Here is a 25,299-nt window from a genome sequence, read left to right as displayed (position 1 = left end):
GATTCCGTTGGTCACTCCCGGGAGAGCAGGAAGATCTGTTCGGGTGGCTCGATGACGGCCGGTTCGGCGGCCACCGCCGCCGCGCGGCCCGGACGCCAGCCGCGCCTGCGTCCCCGCGGCTGAAGCACCGCCACGAGCAACGCGACCACGATCGCGCCCGCGGCGACGACGGTGAGCCACTTCGCCGCCGTCGCGCTGCGCTCACGGGCCGCGGCTCGATCGAGCCGCGCCTGGTCCGGTGGGGTGGGAACGAGGGCGGGCAAGGCTCCCGGGGTCTCGGTGTCCATGCTGTCGGTCACCGCCCGGTAGGGGTCGACCACACCGGCCCCGAACGCCCGGCTGTTCAGACCGCCGCGCGCCGGGTTCGCGGTCGCCATCAGGCGGCGTGCCACCTCCGGAGCGGTCAGCTGCGGCCAAGCCGACCGGACCAGCGCCGCGGTACCGGAAACGAACGGCGCGGCGAAGCTGGTGCCGTCGGCGTACACGTGGCCGCCGGCCCGCGTCGGAGCCAGCACCTTGGCACCGGGAGCGACGATGTCCACGTAGCGGCCGATCTGGGAACCGGGCATCAACGCCCCGTCGATGTCGATGGCGCCGACACCGAGGACTCCGTCGTACGCGGCCGGGTAGGACGGAAGCTCGGCGGTCGATTCGCGCTGGGTGTTGCCCGCCGCGGCGATCACCAACGCGTCCCTGGACACCGCGTACGCGACCGCGTCCCGGATGACGGCGAAGTCGTCTTGACCGGCAAGGGAAAGGTTGATCACCTTCGCGCCTTGATCGGTCGCGTAGCGGATGCCGTTGGCCACCACCTGCGGATCGATCCGGAGGGAACCGCCCCGGTCGTCGAAGTCACGGTCGCTGATCCGTACCGGCAGGATCTCCGCGTCCGGGGCCACCCCGTGGAATCCGATACCGGCGGCCGGATCGGCGGCGATGATCCCCGCGACACCGGTGCCGTGCGACACGCAGTCGAACGCTCCGGGCAGGGAACCTCCCAGATGGAAGTCGCGGCCCGCGCGGATCTTGCCCGGTCTGGCGAGCTGCGGGTGATCGACGTCGACGCCGGAGTCGACCACGGCGACCAGGACGCCGGAACCCTTGCTGTACGGCCATACCCGTTGTGGAGCCAGCGATTGCTGGGCCCACGGCTGTGCTCGTACCGGGGGCCGCGCCGGGTCCGGATCGTGGCAGACGCCGGGCGGCGGCGCCGCGTGCGCCGTCCCCCCGCCGCTGAGGGCCTGAACGGCCGCCGCGGCCATTACGGCGGCGACGGCGGACATCCGGTGTCGTCTCATGAGGCAATCGTCCGCGCGGATGCCGCCCGGAGACAGGTTCCTGGCCGCAACCGGCCACACGAACGGCGACGGCCGAGGGCGGCGGGCGGTTTCCGGTGCCCGTCGTCCCTCGGCCGTCGCCGATCCCGATCAGCTCATCACGTGGTGTGCCACAACTCCTTGTCGAGAAGCTGCACCGAAGCGGACTCCGATTCGACGGCGCGCGGGCGTTTCGGTTGCCGGAGACCGAAAGCCTGATCCCCGTTGCCGGAACGGCCGCGAAGCTCGGCAGGCACACCCTCGGTTCCCTCGGCCGTCTTCCTCGACGAGCCGGCGCGGCCGGTCGGCTGGTTCGCGGATCCGGGCTGGAGGGTCCCGGGAGGGGAGGCGTTACCGGACCCGGGCGGCATCATCGGCGGTGCGCCGCCACCGGTGGCCGCTTTCCCGGCCGCGCCGGTGTTCGTTCCGGCCGCGGTCGGGGCGCCTTCGGCGATGTTCTGCGTGGCGGCGCGTTTCGTCACGGCCGCTTTCGACATCGGCAGGCCGCCGGCGCCCGCCCCGGCGGCACCGAGCAGGCCGAGACCCGAGGCGACCGGTGCGCTGCCGACCGGGGACAGGCCCGCTCCGGGAACACCGGCGGGCAGGCCGGGGACGACCGGCGGCAGGGTGGACGTGAGGCCTGCCAGCGATGGGCCGCCACCGGCGGACCAGCCGGGCATGTTCTGGCCCAGTGCCGACGAATCGAGTCCCGTCGCGCCACCGGAACCGCCGGAGGTCAGCGACGAGCTGAGGTCCTGCAGCTCTTGCAGCGTCGTCATGCCCGCGGTGGCCGCCTTGAGCACATCGGTCGGCGAGTTGCCCTCCGTGGAAACCTGCTGCGCGGGCAGCACTTCGGCGGGGTTCCGCACGCCGGACGCGGCGACCACCTGTCCGATCGACACGTCGAATTCGGTGGCGAGCGTGTTCATCGCGGTGGCCGACAACTGCTGGAAGCCCGCCGCGGCCGCGGCACCGACGCCGAACGGGAGTCCGACCACCGCGAGGTAGCTGCTGTAGAAACCGGCGACGGCCGCGGCGGTCGCCGGGATCGAGGTGGCGAGCGCGTTCAGTGCCGCGGCGGGCTGCGCCGCGTCGATCCGCTCGCCCCACATCTTCAGCTCGGCGAGGGTTCGTTGGGTCTTCTCCTCCATCGCCCGGCCGTTCTCGTCCGTCCACTGTGGAGAGAGCTCGGCCACTCTGGTGTGCAACTCCACCTGGGCCGCGTCGATCCAGCCGCGTACCTCGGTCCACATCCGCGCCGCGTCGGTGAGCACCGAGATGTTGCCGTTCTCGGCCTTGATCATCTCCACGTGCATCTCGATGGGCAGCATGTTGTAGGGGATCACGGTTCGCTCCTCAGACCGAGTCGGGCTGGACGGTGGACGACTGCGCGGCCGCGCCGGTGTCACCGGTGCCGCCGGTGGCGGAGTCCGCCTGGTTGAGCGAGCTCGCGGTCTGCTTGAGGATCGACAACCCCTGGTTCGCGACCTTGACCGTCGCGCTCGCCAGTTCGAGCGCGCTGGCCACGTCGGCGGCGGAGTAGGCGCCCGCGGCCGCGCCGACCTTTCCGGAGTAGGTCACCATCTCCTCTGTCATCTTGGTCAGCAGCGCGAGCATGCTCGCGGTCGCCGCCTTGTCCAGCAAGGACATCGCGACACCCTCGAACAAACCGGCAAGGCTGGGCATGGTGCCCAGCCGTTGCATCAGTGACGGCGGCATCGTGGGCGCGGTGAGATGCTGGGAGAACGCGCTCATCGCGTCGGGATTGCCGTTGATCTCTGTTCCGGGCATATGCCCCTCCTCAGTGTCCGGAGCGGTATTTCGCCGCGTTGTCCTGTTGGTTCACTTGCCACAGCTCCTCGTCGAGCAGCTGTACCGTGGTGCTCTCCGGGTCCCACTGGCGTTGCGGCGCGGCGGCAGGCGACTTCCGTTTCCCGTTGACCGCCCGTCCGAGCAGCGGGACACCGGGTGTTCCCGCGGGTTTGCCACGCTGCCGTCCGACGGGCCGTTCCGCGTCGCCGGGTTTGATGCCGCCGTTCTCGCCTTTCCCGGCCCCGTTGTTCGGCATCATCGGCGGTGGCATCCCACCCGCGCCCGCCGCGCCCGCGGCGGAGGCCGAACCGCGGCCCAGCCCGGACACCATCGGTGCGGCGCCCGCGTTCAGCCCGGCTCCGGGCATCGAGCCGCCCGTGGCGGGGATCGCTCCGGCACCACCGCCCGCACCGGCGCCGCCCGCACCGGAAAGCCCCGCCGTGTCCGGCATCCCGGCCAGCGAGGGAAGTCCGGACGTGTCGGCGCCGGCGTAACCGGCGTAATCCGCATAGTCGGAGTAGTCGCCCAGTTTCGATGGGTCGATGCCGGAAAGATCGGGAAGCTGGGGAGTCTCGCTGCCCGATCCACCGAGGAGTTGCTCGGCTGCCGACAACGCGTCACTCAGCGCGCTGAGGGTTTCCGTGGCCTCTTCCACCGGGTTGGTGGTGGGATTCTGTTCGCTGGGCTTTTCAGGCGTCGTGGGGTCCGGTGTTCCCGGATCCTCCCCGGGCAGATCTCCGGCGTTCGGCACACCGGAGCCGTTGCCGAGCCCGGAGTCCGGGTCGTAGCCCGGTCCCGAGCCGAGTTGGGTCGGTCCGTTCCAGGGACGGCCCCGAGCGGCGAGCATGGCGTGCCCGGTGCGCACGTATTGCTGCGCGACCAGGTCCAGCAGCCCGCCCACCTTTTCCTGGGCCCGTTTGGCTTCCTGCGTTTGCTCGTCGGGGTCGGTTTTGGCGTTGACGATCCCGACCCACGTGTTGATGATGGGCCCGGTCGCTTCCATCTCGGCCAGCAGCACTCCTATCTGCTGGAAGAGATGGGATTCGTCGATGCTGCCGGTGGACCTTTTCGGCTCGCCTTCCGGGGGCTGTTCCCGCCCTCCCCAGGAACCGAGCCCTTCCTCGGAGACCTCGTCCACCCAGTTGACGAACGATCGGCCCACCTCGTCGTCCCAGGAAGGCCCCCGGATGCTGTTGGTCGCCGCCCGCAGGGTCGCGTGCGTGTCGTCGACCCACATCCGTGCCTGTGCCCACATGTCCCTGGCCGCGGTCAGCGCGGGGTAGGTGTTCTGCATCTCCGCTCGGAACATTTTCACTTGCACGTCGAAATTGACGTCTTTGTAGGTCATCGTCAAGTCCTGTCGGGGTGTCTTGGGGCGGCATGTCCGGTCACACGAGTGGTCCCGACGGGTTCCCCAGGTACGGGATGTCCGGCGGCACCTCCGCGGGGCCCGTTTCCGCCTTCGGCGGGCGGCTGGTGGTCGCCAGCACCGCCGACTGCGCCGCTTCGCCCGCGGCCCGGTAAGCGCTCGCGCTCTTCCCCGCCATTGCGCCGAGGATCTGTACGCCGGGACTGGCCTTCTCCAAAAAGGACTTCAGCGCGTCGGTGATGTACTGATCGGCTCCGGCCAGGGCCGCGCATTCCGGCAAGCCACCGCATTCCTTGATCGGCTCTCGATCGATCTTCGGAGCGGCCCTGATTCTCTGCACTTCGCTCGCGAACGATTCCAGCGCGGGAATCCACACGTCGACCTTGCTGCCCATGTACACCTCCAGAGCCGTTTCCCGGATATTCGTGGTACCCCAAGCCAACCAGCGACGGCGGCCGCGATGGCGGCTCCGGCAGGTTCCGGCCACGGACTGCTACGCCTGCGATGGGAGCCAGGCGAGCTGGACCAAACCCTTGTGGCCACGGCGATCCACCAGCCAGCCGCGGCCGGGCGGAAGCACCTGGGCGCGCATGCCACCGAGCAGCGGGCCCTCGTCCCGGTCACCGGACATCATCAGCCCGGGCGTGCCGACCTCCCGCAGCCGGGAAAGGAACGGCTCGAACAGCCCACGGCCAGCGCCGCCGGAGCGGCGGGCGAGCACCACGTGGAGGCCGATGTCCGAGCCCTGCGCCGCCAGCGGCAGCAACGGCATCAGCGGATGCTTTTCGTGCGTGGCCACCATGTCGTAGTCGTCGACGAGCACGAAGATCTCCGGTCCGTGCCACCAGTTGCGCGCCCGCAGCTGTTCCGGTGTGACGTCCGCGCCGGGCAGCCGCTTCGCCATCGACGCGGCCACTTCGGCCAGCAGCTCGCCGCTGTGCGCGTCGTTGGTGCCGTACCCGAGCAGGTAGTCCTCGCCGACCTCGCCGAGCAGCCCGCGCCGATGGTCGATCAGGATGATCCGGGCCTCGCTCGGCGTGTACGCGCCCTCGATCCGGCGAGCCAGCGTGCGCAGGAACGTCGTCTTGCCGGACTGGGTGTCGGCCAGCAGGAAGAAGTGCGGATCGGCGGTGAAGTCGAGCCGCATCGGGGAAAGGTCCTTCTCGTGGATGCCGACCGCGAGCCCGGCGTCGGCGCCGGTCAGCTCGTCGGTCTCGGGCAGCTCCTCGAACGGGAACGTTCCCGGCAGCAGCCGGACCGGTGGCGCGGACTCACCGGGCCAGGCCGACCGGACCGCGTCGACGAGAGCGCCGATCCCGCCGACCAGGTCCTCGGTGCGCGCGGACCCGTCGATCCGGGGGAGCGCTACCAGCATCTGGTGCTTGCTCATCGAAATTCCCCGGCCGGGGGCACCCGAGGGCACCCCCATGGCGGCGCGCCGGTCGATCAGCGAGTCGATCGGGTCGCCGACCTTCAGTTCCAGCTTGCTGGCGAACAGGTCCCGCACGTTCATGCGCAGGTCGAACGAACGGGAACAGCTCACCAGCAGGTGCACGCCGTAGGAAAGGCCACGGGCGGCGATGTCCCCGACCGACTCCTCCAGCTGGTCGAACTCGCCGCGTAGGGTCTGCCAGCCGTCGACGACCAGGAACACGTCGCCGTGGGGCTGGTCGGCGAACCGGCCCTCGGCACGCAGCTTGCGATAGGTGACGATGCTGTCGATCCCGTGCTCGGCGAACAGCCGTTCCCGCTGTGCCAGCACGGTGGCCACTTCGGCGACGGTACGGCGCACCGCGCCCGTGTCCAGCCGCCCGGACACCCCGGAGACGTGGGGAAGGCCGGCGATCGAGGCGAGTGTGCCGCCACCGAAGTCGAGGCAGAAGAACTGCACCTCGCGCGGGGTGTGGGTGAGCGCGAGGCTGCTGATCAGCGTGCGCAGCGTGGTGCTCTTGCCGGTCTGCGGCGCACCGATCACCAGCACGTGCCCGGCCGCGCCCGACAGGTCGAGCCGCAGCGGATCGCGGCGCTGCTCGTAGGGCCGGTCCACGATGCCGATCACCGGCCGCAGCCCGCCCGGTCGCTCGGTGGTCAGACCGCGCACGGGATCGGTGGTGAGCGCGGGCAGCAGCGCGTCGAGCGTCGGCGACTCGTCCAGCGGCGGCAGCCACACTTGATGTGCCGGTGTGCCCTGGCCCTGCAACCGGTCCACCATGATGTCCAGCAGGGTTTCGCCGACCGCGGTGTCCTGATCCGGTTCGGGGGTCTCCGGCTCGTCGCCGGTGTCCGGTTCGGCGGCCAGATAGTGGGTGGTGTACTCGCGGAGCACCAGTTGTTCTTGCGGGGTGAGGGAAGCCGCGCGTCCGGTCTGACGTTGGTAGACGCCGGAAACGTAGGCCGAGCGGAACCGGTCGAGCTGTTCGGTACCCACCTTGAGGAATCCGTGGCCGGGCGCCCTCGGCAGCCGGAACGCGTCCGGCATGCCGAGCACCGTCCGGCTCTCCATCTCCGAGAAGGTCCGCAGCCCGATCCGGTAGGAGAGATGTCCTTCGAGGCCGCGCAGCCTGCCCTCGTCCAAGCGTTGCGAGGCGAGCAGCAGATGCACCCCGAGCGACCGGCCCAACCGGCCTATTTGGACGAACATGTCGATGAAATCCGGCTTGGCGGACAGCAACTCGGAGAACTCGTCGCAGATCACCAGCAGGGTCGGCACCTCGGGTAGCGGCGCGCCCGCCGCGCGGGCCTTCTCGTAGTCGCGCAGCGAGTCGAAGTTACCCGCCGCGCGCAGAAGCTCCTGCCTGCGGATCAGTTCGCCGTTGATGGCGTCGGTCATCCGGTCGACGAGATGCAGTTCCTCGGCGAGGTTGGTGATCACCGCGCTGGTGTGCGGCAGCGAGTCCAGCCGGGTGAAGGTGGCGCCGCCCTTGAAGTCGACCAGCGCGAAGTTCAGCGAGCTCGGTGGATGTGTCGCGGCCAGCGCCAGCACCAGTGTCCGCAGCAGCTCGGACTTGCCCGCGCCGGTCGCGCCGATCAGCAGGCCGTGCGGGCCCATGCCGTCCTGCGCGGATTCCTTGAGGTCAAGCTCGATCGGGGCCCCGTCCGGGTGGATCCCGATCTTGACCCGCAGCCGGTCCCGGTTCGGCCGGGGCGTCCAGGTGTCGGCCGGATCGAACTCGTACGGGTCGCCGAGTTCGAGCAGTTCGGCGAGGCCGAGTTCGCTGGTCATCGGCGCGTCACCGCGCACGCCCGCGGTGAGCCGCAGCGGGGCGAGCTGCCGGGCGAGCCCTTCGGCGGCCACCGCGCCGAGCGCGTCCGCCCGGCCGAGCGGGATCTCGCCGTCGATCGTCTCGCTGACCAGATCGCCGTCGCCGTCCACGGCCAGCACCACGGTGGTCCGGTCCAAGGCCCTCGGCGGCATCGTGGTCAGGTCGACCACCGTCACCCCCTCGACGCCGCCGCCGGTCATCAGATGGTCCGACCCGGCCATCGACCCGCCGTCCAGCACGACCACGAGCTGCGGTCCGGAGACCCGGGTGTCCACCTCGGGATCGAACCTCGGACGCCTGGCGAGTTCCTCTTCCAGCATCGCCTCCAGCGCCGGAATCGTCGGCGCGACAAGGCGAAGCGGGCCGAGCGCGTCGGTGCGTTCCGGGTGCAGCGCGTGCGGCAGCCACTTGATCCATTCCCAGTCCGCGCGCTCCCGCTCGCCCACGCACACCGCGATCCGCAGGTCATCGGGCGAGTGGAAGGTGGCCAGCTGAGCCAGCATCGCGCGCAGCATGCCGAGATGCCGCGCCCGGTCACCGCGCAGGTAGATCCGGCTGAAGCCGTTGATCGCGATCCCCAGCGGTAACCCGTCGATCGTCGTGTACGTGGTGATGAACCGGCGTAAAGCCAGCGCGGACAACGGTTCCAGCTCTTCGAGCGGTTTGGTGTCCGGCGAGACCAGGGTGGTCGCCGGGGCCTGCGCGCCGGTGCCGATGCGGGCGATGCCGAAGTCCGGGTCGTCCTTGCGCCGCTCCCACAGCCGATAGCTCGCGGCCAGCGACCACAGCGACTCCGGATCCGGGTGCAGATAGTCCATGGCGTCGCGTTGCCCGCGCACCGAACGCCGCAGCCGCAGCCTGTGCTGGGCCAGCTGGCGAAGGTATTTGCGCCGGGCATGGCCCATTTCCCGCTTGCTCGGACCGCCGCCCTGCAGGAAACCGGTCACCACCATGCCGAGCATGCCGACGCCCATCAGGCCGTACACGACGAACCGGATCGATCCGTTCATGCTGCCGGAGAACATCAGCATCATCCCGGCCATCATGGCCACCATCGGCACCACCGTCAGCACCTGCAGCCATTGCCGCGCGGGCGGCGGCGGGATCTCCGGAGGTGCTTGCAGGATCAGCTCGCCGGCGGGCAACTCCGGTGCGGGCCTCCTGGCCGGTCTCTTCACCACGATGGTCGTCACACCACGATCGTCCGCCGGTCATGGCGTGGTCAGGGAGTGATGGCAGGAACGTGCCGAACCTGCCGATCGCGCCGCTTCGCTGGCTAGCTTGAGGCGCAAGGGTCCACTTCGGAAGAGAAGAGAGGGACGTATGAGCGACGGTCGCGTCGATATCCAATTACCGGTCGTGCAGAACCTGGTCAACAAGACCGATCAAAGCATCCAGCAACAGCTCGCCGCGCATCGCGCGCACGCCGCGCGAGATCTCGATGCCCTCAGCGAGGGGCTGGGCGGCGGGGTGAAGCAGGCAGGTATCACCGGGAACATGGGCCGTGTCGACCTCTTCAACAATCAGGTTCAGCCGTTCGCCCAGCAACTCGTCGACTCGGGGAACTCGGTCGTCAAGGTTTCGGGCGGGTTCGCGGCCGAAGCCCAGCAGGCGATGATCGCCAAGGCCATCAACCCGTCTTAGCAAGGAGGTTTCCCATGTCGATGGACGACCACTACAAGACCGTGTACCACATCGTCAGCGCGGCCCAAGACGACATGAACAAGATGGCCACCGGCCTCGGCCAGGCGGCCGAGGACGATCTGAGTGCCATGCGCAACGTCGCGGGGTTCGCTTGGAACGGCAGCAACAGCGAGGAGATGAGCCTCAAGTACGCTCAGGTCTGCAAGAACACCGGTTCTTACGCGGACGACGCGCACGGCACCGCGGGGGCGTACGGCAATGTCGTGAACATCGGGCAGACGTGCGAGACGCAGGTCAGCAACATCATCGGCATCTAGCGGCCGAGACGACGAAACCCCGGCGGGCCATGGTCCGCCGGGGTTTCCTTTGGGGCGGCAGGGTTCGTGCTTGGCCGGAAGCGGCCAGGCGTGCCCCGAGCCCCCACGCCCGGGCGAGACTGGCCTTAGGTGTCAAGGGAGGAACCGTGGAGCCGGACATGTACGCGGACTACGAACAGCTGGCCGAAGATGTGCGGACCATGCAACGGCGCATGGCCGAGATCCGGGCCACCGCTGAATCCGACGACGGATTGATCAGCGCGACCGTCGGTGGCGCCGGTGAACTTCTCGAATTGACGCTCGATCCGCGCATCTACCGCGTGGCCGACTCGGCAGCGCTGGCCAAGGACATCACCGACACCATCCACGAGGCGGTCGAGTCGTCGACCGAACAGGGACTGGCCATCGCGGCCGGTTTCCTCCCATCAGGTATGGACGCCGACGCCGCCGATCTCCGGTTCGACCCGGTGCTGCGCCGGCTGGACCGGCCGGAGAGGGGTTACGGCCGATGAGCGGAGTGGACAGGAACAACGACGGCAAGGTCGACATCTTCTTCGAGCCGACCCGGCAGGAGCTGGCGAACCTGAAGGCCGCGGGCACCGACTTCGAGACCGAGTGGGCGAAATGCCGCAAGGCCATCGAAGACATCACCCCGCTGCTGGGTTTCGGGAAGCTGGGGGAGGCGTTCCAGGACTGCGCGGACAACACCCCCGACCTCATCAAGAGCGCGAACGGGGTCGACGACAACTTCGTCAACTTGGCGGACAACGCGGAGAAGGGCGTCAAGATCTACGAGAGCGCGCAGACCGAGGCGACCGACCAGCTCGGTTCCTGAGCGGGTACACCGACGATGGCCGATTTGTGGAGCATGACGGTCGCCGCGTGGGAGTGGATGGGTGGCGTCGTCGACGACATCTGGCCGCCGGACAACCCGCACGCGGCCGACGACCTCGGTGACGCGTGGGACAAGGCCGCGACGTTGCTGGAGGGCGCGATCACCAGATCGTCGGCCGTCCACGACCGGCTTCGCGAGACCTGGCCGGACGCCAATGGAGCATTCGTCCAGGCGCGGATCAAGGAGGCCAACGACGGCGAGTACGGCGGTGGCGGGTCCGGCCACCGGGATCTCGTCGTGAGCATGCGGAAGATGGCGACGTTCTGCCACAACTACGCGGATCAGATCGAGCGGGTGCGCAACCAGATCTGGTCGGAGATCATCCACGCCAGCGTTGAGTTCGCCCTTATGGCCGCGATCCCCGGTGGACAGTGGCTGTTCGCCGGGCGAATGGCGATGCGGATCGCCAAGCTGGTGGCGACCGCCAAGTCGATCGCCCAGGCGGCGAACAAATTCGGCAAGATCGGCAAGCTGGTCACGATCGTCGCGCGCGAGGCGGCCGACGAGGTCATCACCAACAGCATCGAACAGGGCCTGAACATCTGGCAGGGCAATCAGGACGGGTTCAGCTGGAAGGAAAGCGCCACCAACGCGCTCGGCGGTGCCATCGGCGCCCCGGTCAGCGGCATCGTCGGCGCGCCGGGCAAGGCCATCGGCGCTCTCGCCAGGAAGAACCCGGGCGTCAAGAACGCACTGAACAGCGGCCTCGGCAAACACGCCACGACGGCGGTCAGCTCGGCGAGCACGAACGCGGTGTCCTCGCCGATCTCCAGCTATGCCGCGCAAAGCGTCATGGACGGGAACGGGATCCCCACCGACCTCGCCGGCTATGGCCAGTCCATCAAGGACAACTGGCTCACTTCGGCCGCGATCGGCCCGATCCGGGGGAACACGCACCTCGCCGGCGAGCAGGTGATGGAATTCGGCAGGGAGAAGCTCGGGCTGCAGAAGCCGGCCACGCCGATGGACATGGGGACGTCGTCCGACGGTCCGCCACCCATCGATCCGCCGGGCGAGGTGAAAGCGCCTGAGACGGCCGACGTCGGTGCGGGGCAGGGCGCGGACACCGCGGTGGGGCAAGGGGACAGCGGCGTCGGGCTGGGACAGGGCGAGTCCGGGACCGCGTCCGGTCAGCCCGGCTCCACGGCGGAACTGGGCGGTACCCCTGGCGCGGAGGGTGGTGGCCACGGCAGGTCCACCCCAGCGTCCACAATGGACGATTCGCTCGCTGGTGCGCGACAGCACGCCGGAGTGGGTTCCTCGACGGGGCAGCACACGATCGGTTCTTCGGTGTCGCAGCCGGGGGCCGGTTCGGTGCCGCAGGCGACCACCGTCGGTGCGACTCCGGCCACGGCCTCGGTCGCCGCTCCCGGTGCGACGCTGTCGGCTACCGTCACCTCAGCTCCAGCCGCATCGACGCCCCAGACCACCGCGGCACCGGCGGCGGCCCCCACGTCGACCGGCTCGGCACAGGCGAGCGCTTCGACCGCGTCGACGCCTGCCGCGACGCCCCAGGCAGGCTCGCAACCCGGTGCGGCGCAACCGGCTACACCTCACTCCGGTTCGGCTCAGCAGCAGGCCGCGACGCAGGTGGGCTCGAACAACGGCACTACCGCGAAGCCCGCCAAGGGCGAGCCGGAAGCCGAAACCGCACCGGAACCCGGCGACAACGGCCCGAATCCGCCCGAATCCGAAACTCGGGAACCGGAGGAACAGCAGGAGGAAGCGCCCGCGCCCACAGTGGACGATCCAACCGGAGACGCCGGTGGGCGTCCCGCGAACGAGACTGGGCAGGTGCTGGCCGCCGCTCCGGCCGCCGCGGCTGCCCAGCAGGCTCAGCAGCCCAGCCTGCCGAATCCTGCCCAGCCCGCCAAACCGGTCCCGGCGCCCGCCCATACGACGATGCGCCGTGCCGCCGAACCCCTGCGTACGCAGGGCGACCCGCCCGCCGAGCCGCCCCGGCGGCCACCCGGCCCGCCGCCAGGCACCGGCGAATCGCCGGACGTCCCGGACGGTGTGCCGCCGCGGCTCGCCGCCGTGTGGGACCTGTTGCCGCCGGCCGCGCGGCAGGCGATCACCGAGCTGATGAGCTCGGTCGATCCGGACGCGCTGGCCGATCAAGTGCATGAGTTCGCGGCACGCCTTTCGCCGGGCCGGATGGACCGTTCGCTCGGCGAGATCCTCGGCGAGATGTCGGATGTCGCGAGGCAGGAGCTGGGTAAACGGCTGGCCGCCGAGGCCACGGTGCACCGGTTGTGGGGCGCGGTCCCGGCCTCGAGGGAGGCGATGTCCGAGCTGCTCGGCCGCCTGCACCCGGCGGAGGCCTCGGCCACTCTGGCCCGCCTCGTACCACTGCTGGCCAGGCCGCCCGAACTGGCCGAGGCATGGGACGCGTTGTCGCCCTCGGCGCGGGAAGCGGTCGCGGGTCTCGCGGCCAAGATGAATCCGGACAAACTGGTGAAGCGGCTGACCGATCTCGCCGCACGGGTGTCCGCCGGGCCGAAGGGGACTTCGCTCGCCGAGCGCGTCTCCGCGATGAGTGCCGACCAGCTCGCCGCGTTCGCCGAGCAGGTGGCGGCGCTGGCCGACCGGATCCCTGCCAGGAAACGGCTCGAAGGCGCGGCGACTCCGGCCGAACTGGCCAAGGTGGGCCGGGGCAAGGGCCTCCTGCTCGAAGCCGCGGAAATCCAGGCCAAGCTGGACGAGCTCGCCGCGCTCGGCGTGGACGTCCGGGCCGCCGCGGAGGGGCTGCGGGAAGAGCTGGGCAAGGCGCGGCGGCTGCTGGACGGCAACACCCAGATCCCGAAGACCGCGCTCGATTCCAACTACGAGAACGTCCGCGCGAAGTACGCCGCGGCCGACGTCGCGCTGGCGCTGGCCAAGCTGGACGGGCACCTGCTGGACCAGATCGGGTTGCCCGGACTGCGGATCACCGGGCTCGAGGTGCCGGTGGACGACGACGGACGGGCCGGTACGGAGGCCAGGAACAGCGACGGCACCGACATCGACATTCGCGGCGAGCTCGGGAACGGCACCGAGGTCCGCTTCGAGGTCAAGGACAGGACCGCGCTGGTCGAGCACGACCTCGATCAGACCGCGAAACAACGGGAACTTGCCGGGCCCGGCCCGAAGATCGTTCTGCTCGCCACCAACCGGGTCGAACCCGGGTTCGCGGCGAAAGCCGTGGAGAACGGCGCCGACCTGGTCATCCAGTACGACGGTTTCCAGGTGTTCATCGAGGTCGCGGCCAAGGGAACGGAGGACGCGCAGACACCACGGACGCCACCCGCGCCGCCGCCGGACCAGACACCTCCCGGGACCCGGCAGGGGCCGCCCGCGCCGGAACCGCCGTCGGCCGCGGCACAACGCTTCTACCATCCGGAGAACCCGGCGCGGGATACCCATCCGAGCCCGGGCGGCGACCTCACCGATGCCGAGCTGGCTTCGAGCAGGCACAGCGAGCGCGCACTGCGGGCGTTGATCGGCAAATCGCGGCTGGCCTGGAACGACCTCCGATTGTTGCTGCTCGAACACGGCCTGCTGCCCGCCGACTCGAGGCCGCTGCGCCCGCGCGATGTGGAACGCATCCTGGACGGCGCCCGGGTCCGGACCCGGATCGCCCCCGCGCTGCGGGCAGCGTTCGACAACGCGATCCAAGAGTTCGAACGGCTGGCTCGTGGCGAAGCACCCACGATGAATTCGGAGTCGTCGCGGAACCGGGCTTGGCAGGTCCGGAAGGAGATCCGCGACGGCACGATGACTCCCGGCAGGCGCGAGCGGTTCGTCAGGGAGATCTTCGCGGACGACGTTCTCGCCCGGCAGCAAGAGATTCTCGGTGATCACTTCGGCCGGTACCAGCTCCGCGCCGGTGTTCCGTTCAGCCTCGACGGGCGCGGCGAGAACGGTGGTGGGCGGTCCCACTACGCGGGGTCGACGGTCCCGGCCCTCACCCTCGAGCTGAATCCCTCGGACGAACCGGGATCGCCGGTGGTGGTGCAGAGCTACCACCTGGCCGCGGGCACCGAACCGTCCGCTCTGGACGTACACCGCGACGATACCTTCACCCGCGCGTTGTTCGAACCGGAAACCTTGCTGCCCACCACCGGTTCGCCGCCGATCGAAACGCGGCACCAGCCCGCCGAGCGCAACGGCCGGCTCACCTTCGCGCGGATCACCTTCACCGGTCTGCACCTGCGCAAGGGCCTGGCGCTGATCGACGCGCTGATCGAGGTGGGCCGCGCCTCACGGCCCCAGAAGCTGGCCCTGACACACGCACTGGAGCGGTATGCCAGGGCCGCGGCACGCCTCGATGACCGGCTTCCGGACGTCAAATGGCTTGTCCAGCGTGGAATCGAGCTCACGAGCATCGGGCAGGACCAGCTGATCGACGCCGTGGCGGCGGCCTACGGGATGTCATCGGCGATGGTCGCCGCGATGGTGGCCGATCCTTCGGTGCGCTCGCGCGTGCCGCGTGAGCTGATGCCGTCGATCCAGGAACTGGACGATTTCTCCGAGATCCTCGCCAAGGCGCGAACACATTACGAGGAGCTGCTGAGGCAGACCGAAGACACGGCGATGGAACTGGAGTTCGCGGAGCGGGAATGGCAGCGGGCCAGAGACGCCGCGCTGGCCGAGATGACGCGAATCGGTGACGAGGCGGTCGCGAACGGGCTACCGGAATGGGCACGCCGCCGGGCCGCCGCCCGGCAGGTCGCCGAGCTGTGGTCGGTGGCCACCAGGGCGCGGGTCGCCCCGGAGGGCGATCCGGCGGTACCGCAACCGGCGCGCCCGCGCGGCCGGAGCGTTCGGGATCTCATGGGGGTCCGTGCCGCGCTCGCCGCCGCGACCCGGGCGGTGGAGGAACCACGGTATGCGGCGGAAGTCGTCTACCACTCCGCGATGGCCGAGTTGCGGGCGGCGAGGGAGGACATGCGCGCGCTGACCGACTGGGTGCCGCATCTGCTCGCCACGGGTGACCGGGCCGACGTCGCCGAAGCGCTGGGCCTGCCGGTCGAGAACGCGGCCGCGCACCGGCTGCTGCCGGGTGCCGAGCCCGGTCTTTCATCGAACGGAACCACCGAGGACGTGCGGGCCGAGGTCGCCGCGCGGCAGGACCGGCTGGAGCGGGCGATCGAGCGGATGCGCGTGGCCGACGCCGCTCGCACCGAGGCGCACGCCGAGTACGTCCGGGCGCTGGTTCCGGCGATCGAACGCGCGGCCGGTCGAGGACTGTCCAATGTGGAGATAGGCAGGATTGCCAAGCTCCTCGACAGCGAGGTTGCCGGCATCACCCGGCGGGCGGAGAACCTGCCCGGAAACAGAAAGCCGGTGGTGGACGCCTACGTCGACGCCCGCGGCTGGCTGATCGGAGTGGGTGACCGGGTCGTGGGCCGTGACGCCCTCGCCCCGAGCCGGGGCGCCCAGTTCGCCGCACTCGATCCGGACAGCCCGGACTACGTGGCGAAAGCCATGGAGCTAGGCGTCGAGGAGGAACTCGCGCTTCGACTCGGCAAGCCCCGCCCCGTCCACTTCTTCCACGACGTCCACATGCATCCGAAGGGGTATGACGCCGCCAACGTCGACTATCGGGAGCTGGTGAACTGGCTGATCGGGCAGGGACTGCCGAACATCCTGGTGGCGTCGCCGATTCCGCAGAGCGGGCTCGGCGTGATCGGTGGCTCCAGCGGTTCCTTCTATTACGCCCTCACCAACGTGGTCCGGATGGCCACCGTCTTCGGCAAGAAGATGCTGGGCCTGCACGGCCAGCTCTCCGACCTGCGGTTCTTCTCCGCGCGCGACCGGATGTCGGAAGAGCAGAAGTCACACTGGTTCCCCGGTGTCTCCGGAGCCAGGGTGGACATTCCCGGGGTCGGCGGCTACCTGATGGCGATGGCGGTCCTGTTCGGCGATGCGGCCCGCTACCTCGCCGAGACCACTTTCGTGAAGGAAATGGTCCAGTCGATGCTGGGGCGGCAGGCGAGCGAGGTGATCAACCCGGAGTGGGTCGACTACTTCGGGAAGCTGCTCGCCGCGGCGGAACTCGTGCAGGAATCGATCCACAAGGGACGGATCGGGCCGGAGTTCTTCGCCGCGTACCTGGCCGAGGGATCGACGATGGCCGAGCTGTTCCCGGTGGACGGCAGCCCGAACGCTCTGACCGAAATGGACTTCTACGACTCGCTCATCGAGAACGCCGGTCGGATCAAGGCGCTGCTGAAAGCGGCCGGGCTGCACGCCGAACTGCGGAGCTTGCCGGACAACGCGCCGGAGATGTACAACCCGAACACCGTCGAACTGCTGGAGACCATCGCCGCCACCGGGCAGGTGCTGATCCTGCACGACGACATGGGCCTGGCCAGGTTGCGCGGCAACGGGATGTACGTGGCGAGCCCGTCCGACGGGCGCAACCTCGGCCCGATGGCCTACCTCCTCCAGCAGGAGAGCCTCGCCGGCGCGAAGGTGATCTGGGCGCATCTCGGCCTCGGGCACTGGACCACCCTCACCGTCGAACACATCGAGCGGTTGCAGTGGCTGCTCGACACCACGAACACCGCCATGGACATCTCCTGGAACGTCCTCGCGCAGCACGCGAAAGCGGCTCCCGAGGTCCGGGAGGCGTTGATCCGGTTCCTGATCGTGAACCAGGATCGGCTCATCTTCGGTACCGACACGGTGAATCCGCAACCCGGTGCGCACTATGTCCGCCACCGCAACGAGATGGATCCACTGTTCGCCGAGGCCGCGCGCAGGCCCGGCGGGGAAGCGGCGGTCGCGAAGATCCTGCACGGCAACTTCGCCCGGCTGCACGAGGAGGCGGGGCAGCGGGTCACCGCGTTCGTGTTCAACGAGCTCCTGTCCGGCGCCTGGGACGGGTTCATCGAGTCGTTCGGCCCGCACTGGCAGCGCAAGGTGGACGAATGGGTCGAGGCGAGAATCGCCGAGGGCTGGGTCGCGGACCCCGCCTATCAGCCGCGCGGCCCGTTGTCCGGGCTGGACCTCACCGACGAACAACGCGCGAAAGACCAGCCATGGCTGGCGAATCCACAACTGCGGACGATGAAACTCTGGTACACCGCCGCCGATCCCGGACGCGACGCGAACGCCAATCCGCTGCGACTGCAGGCGGCCGCGGCCAGGATCTCCGCCACGGAAACCGCGGCCGGGGTCAAATCCGCTTTCGAGAAGCTGAAGCAGCGCTGGGTCGAACGCGGTGGGCTGCGACCGGTGAGCGGTGCCGACAAGCTGCTCAGCCGCCCGGTCACCACCCAGGCGCTGATGGCGGGCGAGCGCATCAGGGCGGCCCTGGCCGCGGGAGAGATCTCCCGTGCGCGACTTGCCATGACCCCCGGCCGGCTCGCCACGCTGCCGTTGGCGCCCGCCGAACGGGACGCCATGCTCGCGTCGCTGATCGAGAGCGTGGAGAGGACCGAACGAAAACAGCTCGCGGCGCTCGAGAAGATCGCCGGGCTGCGCTCGGCCTGGCTAGGACGTGACCTGAAGGGCTGGGCGGTGGCCGGGGCCGCCGCGGCGACCATTCTCGGGGTCGGCGCGACGATGGGCGTTCCCTTCGCGCTGTCGGCGGGGGTGAGCATCGTGGCGGGCAACGCGGCCTTCGTCGTCCGCGGGATGCTCAACATCGCGAAGACCGGGCACGCCCAGAGCAACCGAGTGAGCCTGGAAGGGATGCTCGAACGCGGCAGGCTGGACCAGCGGTCGGCCGAGGCACTCGCCAGGATGATCCGGGATTACCTGGAGTACGACGTCAATCCGCTCGGCTGGTTCGACACCGTCCTTGAGGAGGTGCGGGGCGAAGTCGACGTGAGAACCCGGCAGTTCCTGATCAACCTGCAGGCCATCATCCACACCCCGCTGGCGATCGGCGAACGCCCGTCGCAGCGCCAGGAAGACGTGAGCCTCGAGGTTTCGCGCTACCTGAACGAGGTCGGCAGGCCGTACGGCGCCGCACCCGAGTCGATGAACAAGATGAACCCGCACGCGGGCAAGCTCGGCAAGCTGATGGCCGCCGGCCTCGCCGGCACCTTCCTGGTCAATCTCCCGGTCCACCTCGCCCAAGCGACCAGCCTGACCGGGCTGGCGGCCGCGGTCGCGGGGACCTACGCGATCGCGGACGGGCTGTTCCTTTCCACCGCGCTGTCCAACGCCATCGGGGGGATCGCCGGCTACGACAACGCGCTCCGGCCGCTGTACCGCAGGATTCAGAACGCACTCGCGTTCCCGGTGCTGACCGTGGCCAACGGCATGCTGGTCGCGCTCGAGGCGAGTCAGGGGGAGTGGCTGAAGGCACTCGCCGCGACGACCCTGACCGGCGCCACCCTCTACATCTCCAAACTCGGTGCCGAGTTGGAGCTCCGGCTCGGCCGCCAGGCCGCCCGCAAAGGCCCGGCAGCCCTCTGGATCACCGCGTCCTCGCTGGTCGGGCTGGGCCTGATGGGCCTGTCCTCGGCGCCGCTGGTCGCCGCCGCGGGCACCGCGCTCGCCGTGTCCGGCCCGGTGATCTACGTCGTGCGAGCCGCCTTGAACCGGGCGTACGAGGCGTACGAGGCGCGAACTCCCTCGGGAATCGTTTACACGTCCAGCATCCCGGTGCTCGGCGTCGGCGCGGCCGTCGACCTGAGCCTGCCGCGCACGCCACCGGCACCGAAGCTTATCGATCCGGGTAGTGATCCCGAAAACGATCCCGACGATCCTGATACACCGGATGACGATCCAGGCGGCGCGCCGTCGCCGGGGCCGACGCCACCGACGCCCCCACGTCCGGCAGGCCCGTCGAACCGGCCGGACCCCGGGACGAATCCACCGGATCCGCACGGCGGGACGACCACTCCCCGCACGCCTCCGCCGGGCGCCGGTCCCGTCGGTGTGCCGGCCTCGGATTCGTTGCCGTCGCAGAAGAATCCCGATCCCGTCGGTGTGCGCGCCGATGCTCGGCACGCGTTGGGGCGCGCGGTGCCCGACGCCGGTATGCGGGCGGTCGAGCGCTCCGCGAGCGGCAGGTACGTGGTCACCGGCCCGGCCGGGAACACGTTCGACGTCACCGTGCTGGCGGGAACGCCGGGTCTTGGCCAGGTCGCCGAGTACAGAGTGGACAGCACGGAGAATTCGCTGGAGATCGAGATCTCCGAGTTCGCCACCGGGGACGTGACGCGGGACGCGGTCGCGAGGGCGCTGGGTGCGGCGGCGGCCGAGCTGGCCGGGACGCCGCACGGCGAGGACTTCCTCAGCGCCACCGCCGATCCCGCCGCGGACCCGTTGCTGAGCCCGGCCGATCACGGGCGGGCCGCGCAGCTGCTGGCGTTCGGTAGCGCGCTGGCCGGCAACCCACTGCCACTGCGGCGATCCGGGCTGAGCACCGCACTACGGGCGCTGATCGCGGACATGGGCTTGCGGCCGAGCGACCCGGGCGCCGCGCGGCGGCTTGCCGCGCTCCCGGACGAGCGGATGCGCGAGGTGGTGCGCCGGTACGCACCGGCGCCCGATGGCTATGCGAGCAGACTCGACTACGCGATCACCCGGCTTCTCGCCGGCAGCACGTCGTCGGTCGCTTTCGGCGGCGCCATCGTGGCTACCGCGCCGGTGGTCGCGGCCGCGATGATCAGCGGCGCGGCAGCGCGCTCGCTGGCGGCCGGCCTCTACGACCGGTCGGTCGTGGCCCGCGAGGTCAACGCGGAGAACGCGGCGAAAGCCCCCGTCGAGCGGGCGGTCGCCGAGCGGGCCGCGGCCAGGCGGGAGGCCCTTTTCCGCCCGCTTTTCGACCGCTGGACCGCGATTTCCGGCCGGCTTAGGAGTGGAACATCGTCGCCGGAGGCCCCTGCCACGGCACAGCCGGAAGCGTCCGGAATCGAGCGCCCGGACGCCGAGTACGTCGGGCTGACGCCGTACGCGGTGCGCCGGGCGGCCGGTGTCTCCGCCGGATCACTGGGCACGCTCGCGATGGCCTCGATCGGTATGCAGCCGATGATGGCCGGCGCGCTGCTCGCGACGCTCTGGGCGCCCGCCGTGTTCGGGGCGTTCGCCGAGGCGTTCCGGGGACGGCATCGCCAGGACGAGCGGGTGGCACGGGCCGCGGAACGGCTGGACGCGGCCGATCAGGCGACCGCGGACAACGAACGGGAGCTGGCCGAGTTCGGTCACGCCTTCCTCGATCTGATCGAGGAAAGGCTGGCGGACGTCCCAGCGCCCGAACCGGAGGAGTCGAGCGGACCCGGGCACCGGGCGAGCCCGCTGGCGACCTTCTCCGGCGTGGGCAACGACTCGGCGCTACCGCCGATCGGCTACCGCCTCCCGGACCGGAATCTGCCGGACACGTCCGACCCGACCTGGCTGTCCGCGATGTTCACCGGCTACCTGGAATACCTCGGGCTCGGGGTGATCCAAGCGATCGTCGGCACCATCGCCGGCGGGGTGACCGGGCACAGCGCGTATCAGGCGGCGCAGGAGGCCGAGCACACCCGCAGGCTGCACGACCTGCTGGAGAAGGTGGACGAGCACAGCGAGCTGCGCACCCGGGTGTTGCACGCGGCGCTGAACCGGCTCGCCGAAACCGCGCCACAGCGGGCGGACCGCGAACGACTTCGCCACTTTTTGGACGAGCACGGCCTGGACGAGCACGGGATGCCCGTGCCCGAATCGGAGCCGGACGCCGAGCCCGACGGGAATCCGCCGCCGTGGCTCGCGTCGAAAACCTGGCTGACCGCCGACATGGTGATCGCCTCCGCCTCCCTCGGCGCCACCACCGCGGGCTTCACGTTGTTCGGCATCGGCGGACTGGGCCCGTACGCGGTGGCCGCGGCGGCCGAAACGCTGATCCCGTTGTTCCACCGATCGTTGACGGAACGGGAATTCGCCGCCGAGGACGCCGCCGCCGGGCCCGCCGCCGAGCTGCGGAGGGCCGAGGCGCGGGCCAGGGCCGACGCGCTCGAGCGATACCTGTTCCGGCTGCTGGACCGTGGTCTCGCCGAGTCCCCGGACCAGCCCGGAGGGCAGCGGCAGTGGTGGCATCCGAGGCAGATCGCCGGCCTGATGAGGAAGATGGCGCCCGCCGTACCGTCGGCCGACGCCGCTCCGTTCTCGGTGCCAGGACAGCTCAAGGCCGCCGCCGACGCGGCCTATCTGCGTCTGCTGGAACAACCGGGCGAGCTCACCACACTGCCGGACCGGCTGGTGGCACTGGAGGCCATCGGTGCCGCCGCGGACCGGCTGACCAGGGCCGGGGACTGGGCGGCCGCGACCGGGCAGACCCGCCCGGAAGTGATGGCGCGCAACGAACTCGTCGAGGCGATCCAGCAGTACAACGAGCTCGCCGAGAACCCGCTGCGGCTCGATGACCTCTTCGACGGGGTGCACCAGGGCAACAGCACCCCGCAGCAGGTGCGTCAGCTGCTGCCGGGCCTGCAGGACGCGGTCGGCGGCGAACCCGGCGAGATGGTGCCCTGCCAGGTGGCGGCCGTGCTCACCGACCGGCACCTCGCCGACCGGGCGGCGGGCAGGCCGCCGGGACGGGCGATTCCGCCGCGCACGCTGGCCGGGTTGACCGGCCGGGAGGGCTGGGCCGACCGGGTCGCCATGGCGGCGAGGGTCGCCGGGGCGCGGTTCGTCCCGATGGCGTCGGCCAACGATGTGGCGCGACGGCTGCGCGATCTCGGGCCTGGTGCCCGCGCGATCGTGCACGGTGAGCGTGCGGGCGTCACGCATCTGTTCAACGTGGCCAATCTGGACGGTGAGGTCTACTTCATCGACGGGCAGGTCACCCTGTTCGCCGACCTGGCAGGCTACCGCGACGGATTCCGGGTGCTCATCACCGAGGACAACGGTGAGGAGGCTCGCCGGTGGGCCGGCCGTCCGGTGCCTTTCCTGCTGCGCAACGCCTACGCGCAGGCGATCGCCTCGGCCCGTGAGCAGTTCGCCCGGCTCCACAAGGATCCCGCCGCGCCGAAAGGCATCGACGACGTGATCAACCCGGATCCGTCCGAACAGGACGGTCCGGGGAGAGCGGACGCCGCGGTGCCCGCGCCGAACCCGGCGACCGGCGCCCCGCCCGCGCGCGGCACCACCGCGGCCGGTCGCCGTTGGAAGGTGTACCGCGATGTCGCGGCGCTGACCCGCGGGATGATCCCGCCCAGCGTCGAGCCCACGTGGCACCGGCATACCCGTGGGATCGTGACGGCGGCGACGAACATCGTGAACGGCCCGCCGCGTCCGGCGTCCGGCCTGACGCGCTGGATGTCGTTGATCGAGACGGCGTACGGCATGGTGCACAGCGCACGGCAGATCTCGGCCGGGGCGACCTACGATCCCGAGCTGGTGCGGTGGGCGCAGGAACATCCGGAGGCCCTGAAGTACTTCCGGATGCCCGAGCTCTCGCCGCTGGCGAGGACGAGCGAGGTCAACGCCTTGCCGTCGATCCACGCGGGGGTGGTGACGCCGGCCGAGCAGGCCTGGCAGATCGAAAACCATCACCCGCTGCTGCGCGAGGTCAATCCGAACTTCGCCAGTCCCCATGCCTACGAGGAAGGCTGGCGGACCAACGGTCCGCAGGCCGTCGTCGGCTATTTCCGAGGCATGCTCGGCCAGGAGATGAGGGTCGAACCGGTCCGGCCCGAAGACATGGGGCGGGTGGACGGGGAAACCTATGTCGCCGAGGAACTCCAGGGGTCCTGGGAAGCTCACGACAGCTACGACAGTGTCATCGACGAAATCTACGATGCGTGGTGGGCCGCGTCGAGTCCCTCCCCGCTGCCGCCGACCGCCGCGCTGCGTCTGACCTACGCCGATCCCCGATCCGGAGAGATCGTGGAGAAGTGGGGCCTGGTGCGGTGGACCGAGGGCGGGGTCGTGTTCCTGTCCCCGGTGCCCGGAACCTTGATGTTGTTGCCGGCCCATCCACTTTCGATCTCCCTGCTTCCGATCACCTATGGCGAGGCGGCGAAGAACAACCTGCCGGAACGGCCCGGCCGCCCGGTCGAATCGCCGCCGGCGCTCGACGTGCCCGTTCCCTCCACCGATCCCGGCCAGGTCGCGTGGGCGCTGGGCGAAGTGGACGGCGGGAGGCTGGCCGAACTGGCGTTGCCCGGGTTGGTGATCGAAGGCGTCGACGCCGGTCGGCCCACCGTCCTGCACGGCACGCTGGCCGATGGGACGGCGGTACGGATCGACGTGGTGAGCGCCGGATCATCCGGCGCCCCGAGCTTCGATGCCTTGTCCGGCCGGATCATCCGGGATCGGGCGGCGGCCCCGCCCGGTGCCAGACTGGTGTACCTGTTCGCCGAGGGGCTCACTCCGCGGCTGGCCGAGGGGCTGGTCGGGATCGGCGCGGACGTGGTGCTGCGCCAGGCGGGCTCCACCGGATTCGAAGTGCTCGCGGCCCGGGATCCCGGCCCGGCTCCCGATTTGTTCAGCCGCCGGGCCGCCCGGAGCAACCAGGACATCCTCGACAGCGGCGACGGCCTGCCGCGTACCCAGGAGACCGTCGCCCGCACGGCCGAAGCCGCCGGGATCGATCTGACCGGCGTTCACGTCCAGCTGGTCGAGGCGCCCGAAGTGATCGAGTACTTCGACGAAGTGGGCGCTTGTGCGTCCACCCCACCGGAGTCCGGGGGCACGGCAATCTGGCTCGGCCCCGCCAGTTTCGCCGACGTCGAGACCCTGGTGGCGGTGCTCGCACACGAGATGACGCACGTGCGCCAGCTTCGCGCCGGGATCACGCCGACCGAGCAGACGCGCGAGAGTCTCGAAGAAGAGGCGGAAGCCAGTGAAGCGCCCGCCCTGGAAAGGTTCCGAAATCATGACGACGACGATGTTCGAGGTGGAGAAGACCTTCGATCTGCCGGGCCGGGACGGGATCCTGGTGACCGGCCGGTTGCGCCAAGGCACACTGGAGAGCGGTTCGAACCTCCGGCACGGGACGACGGGCGCGTGGATCCGGATCCTCGGCCTGGAATTCGCCACCCCGGACCAGCGGGGGACCGACCGGCGGACGATCCGGATCGACCGGCGGGACGCGGAGCAGGTGACCCCGGGATCGATCCTGACGGGCCGTCCCCCGACTTCCTGAACCTGCCGCCGACGACCTTCCATCCGCTCCCGCCCCGTATCGACGAGGTGATCAATCAGGAGCCGGAACCGGAGCCCGCCGAACCCGAGGCCGACCGGATCCCGATCGAGGACGTTCCCGGCCCGCTGCACCGTGACGAACCGTTGCCCGCCTCGGAACTTCGCGCGTCCTTCCGGGGCGAGGACGATCCGAACGATTCCGACCGGGCGTTCGCTCCCGACGTCGTCGAGTACTTTTCGCCCGAGCGCAGGGAGGAACATCGGGTCTTCGTACGGGACGGCAGGCTCTATTGGGCGCGGGACGGATCCCCGCTGAACACGCCCGCCGTCACAGGGCCGTTCGAACAGTCGATCTTCGCCATGGATCCGGAAGGGAACCTGTACGTGTCACTGACCTGGGTCTCGGGCAGGCTGCACCATTCCAGCTTCCTCGCCGGGGCGCCGGTCGCCATGGCCGGCCACATCGAAGTGGTGAACGGGAGGCTGACCAAGCTGACCCGTGAGAGCGGGCACTATCAGCCGGAGAAGGAGCAGCTGACGACCGGGCTGAACGTCCTTGCCGAGCAAGGCGTGGATGTCTCCCAGGTGGACATCGGTCACCAGTTCTAGACGG

Annotated in this window: 11 protein-coding genes; 5 read left to right on the top strand and 6 right to left on the bottom strand. The window is 70.1% G+C overall.

What is annotated here, in order from left to right:
* Positions 1-11 precede the first annotated feature (11 nt).
* The 6 genes from mycP to eccCa form a co-directional block, all read right to left on the bottom strand.
* On the bottom strand, positions 12-1,298 hold the full coding sequence (gene mycP, locus ACIRGA_RS16535; RefSeq protein ID WP_400941829.1) for a type VII secretion-associated serine protease mycosin: 1,287 nt from the start codon (positions 1,296-1,298) through the stop codon (positions 12-14).
* 137 nt (positions 1,299-1,435) lie between these two features.
* The gene (locus ACIRGA_RS16530) at positions 1,436-2,662 is read right to left on the bottom strand and encodes a hypothetical protein (protein ID WP_400941827.1); all 1,227 of its coding nucleotides are present in this window, start codon (positions 2,660-2,662) and stop codon (positions 1,436-1,438) included.
* A gap of 10 nt (positions 2,663-2,672) precedes the next feature.
* A complete protein-coding gene (locus ACIRGA_RS16525) occupies positions 2,673-3,107 on the bottom strand; it encodes a hypothetical protein (RefSeq protein WP_400941825.1) in 435 nt (144 codons plus the stop codon).
* A 10-nt stretch (positions 3,108-3,117) separates the two neighbouring features.
* Positions 3,118-4,476: a hypothetical protein gene (locus ACIRGA_RS16520; protein WP_400941822.1), complete on the bottom strand. Its 1,359-nt coding sequence runs from the start codon at positions 4,474-4,476 to the stop codon at positions 3,118-3,120.
* A gap of 40 nt (positions 4,477-4,516) precedes the next feature.
* Positions 4,517-4,891: a hypothetical protein gene (locus ACIRGA_RS16515; RefSeq protein ID WP_400941820.1), complete on the bottom strand. Its 375-nt coding sequence runs from the start codon at positions 4,889-4,891 to the stop codon at positions 4,517-4,519.
* Positions 4,892-4,990: 99 nt separating this feature from the next.
* Positions 4,991-8,953 carry a type VII secretion protein EccCa gene (gene eccCa, locus ACIRGA_RS16510; protein WP_400941817.1) on the bottom strand — a complete coding sequence of 1,321 codons (3,963 nt, stop codon included), beginning with the start codon at positions 8,951-8,953 and terminating at the stop codon, positions 4,991-4,993.
* Between the two features lie 130 nt (positions 8,954-9,083).
* Here eccCa and ACIRGA_RS16505 point away from each other — a divergent pair, with 130 nt between their 5' ends.
* The 5 genes from ACIRGA_RS16505 (at position 9,084) to ACIRGA_RS16485 (ending at position 25,295) form a co-directional block, all read left to right on the top strand.
* Positions 9,084-9,404: a hypothetical protein gene (locus tag ACIRGA_RS16505; protein ID WP_400941815.1), complete on the top strand. Its 321-nt coding sequence runs from the start codon at positions 9,084-9,086 to the stop codon at positions 9,402-9,404.
* Positions 9,405-9,418: 14 nt separating this feature from the next.
* Positions 9,419-9,721, top strand: coding sequence for a hypothetical protein (locus ACIRGA_RS16500; RefSeq protein WP_400941813.1), 303 nt, complete (start codon positions 9,419-9,421; stop codon positions 9,719-9,721).
* 146 nt (positions 9,722-9,867) lie between these two features.
* Positions 9,868-10,233, top strand: coding sequence for a YbaB/EbfC family nucleoid-associated protein (locus ACIRGA_RS16495; protein ID WP_400941810.1), 366 nt, complete (start codon positions 9,868-9,870; stop codon positions 10,231-10,233).
* Positions 10,230-10,556 (top strand): hypothetical protein, encoded by a 327-nt coding sequence (locus tag ACIRGA_RS16490; RefSeq protein WP_400941808.1) that lies wholly within the window; start codon positions 10,230-10,232, stop codon positions 10,554-10,556. The genes ACIRGA_RS16495 and ACIRGA_RS16490 overlap by 4 nt, the downstream gene beginning before the upstream one ends.
* A gap of 15 nt (positions 10,557-10,571) precedes the next feature.
* The gene (locus ACIRGA_RS16485; protein WP_400941806.1) at positions 10,572-25,295 is read left to right on the top strand and encodes a toxin glutamine deamidase domain-containing protein; all 14,724 of its coding nucleotides are present in this window, start codon (positions 10,572-10,574) and stop codon (positions 25,293-25,295) included.
* Positions 25,296-25,299 lie beyond the last annotated feature (4 nt).

This window comes from Amycolatopsis sp. NPDC102389 (assembly GCF_044765885.1).
GTDB lineage: Bacteria > Actinomycetota > Actinomycetes > Mycobacteriales > Pseudonocardiaceae > Amycolatopsis.
Note: the sequence above shows the minus strand (reverse complement) of the source record. Positions and strands in the feature narration are given on the sequence as shown.